Raw genomic sequence first — 842 nt, forward strand, 5'->3', positions numbered from 1 at the left:
GGGAATCATCACCCACGCAGAACAGTTCACCAGACGTCCTGCCAAGCAACGTGAGCCACAGGTACTGGGCGCGGTTCACATCCTGAAACTCGTCCGCCATCACGGCCGTAAAACGGGCGGACCATCGGCGATGGTATTCTGCATCATGCAGCATCGCGAGGGTCGGCCACATCAGCAGATCACCAAAATCCGCCGCGTTCTGCTCGCGCAAGATCGCCTGGTAACGACCATACAACCCGACGACAAAGCGCCAGCTTTCGTGATCCACATGGAGATTCGCCGACTGTCGCCTGCCGATCAGGCTTTCAACATGCGCGAAAGCAGCCACCGGTGTGATCAGATCCTCTTTCAGCCGCGCAATCCGCTCGGCCATTTTTTTAATCTGTCTCGCGTCTCCTGGCGCTCCTTCCTGCGGCACGGGAAGCTTTTCCTTCGGGACAGTCCTGATCAGGCGGCGGACGATGGCGAGACTGTCCTCGGCGTCACGAATGTCAAAGCCGCTACGCAATTGCGCCACTTCAGGCTCGGCCCGTAGCTGTCGAGCAGCCAGGGCATGAAAGGTTCCAAGCCATGTCGGTACCGAGTACGGCCCAAGAACGTCTCCGATGCGCTTGCGCATTTCCTGGGCGGCCTTGTTGGTAAAGGTTACACAGAGAATCTGGCCAGGAACCATGCCATGCAGTTCGACGCGGGTTGCGACCCCGGCTGTCAGGGTTTTGGTCTTACCGGTGCCTGCCCCTGCCAGAACCAGAACATATCCCAGCGCCATCGCCGCACGCCGCTGTTCTGGCGTCAGACTGTCAAGGACGGGCGCAAGAGCGCGTGGAACGGGAAGATCACCG

The 842-nt window shown here is 59.7% G+C and carries 1 protein-coding gene; it reads right to left on the bottom strand.

Annotated features, from left to right (window positions below):
- Positions 1-842, bottom strand: an 842-nt coding sequence (locus CFR71_RS15880) for a UvrD-helicase domain-containing protein (protein WP_165832141.1), incomplete at both ends; no start/stop codon positions are given.

Origin of the sequence: Novacetimonas pomaceti (assembly GCF_003207955.1) — a bacterium.
Classification (GTDB): domain Bacteria; phylum Pseudomonadota; class Alphaproteobacteria; order Acetobacterales; family Acetobacteraceae; genus Novacetimonas; species Novacetimonas pomaceti.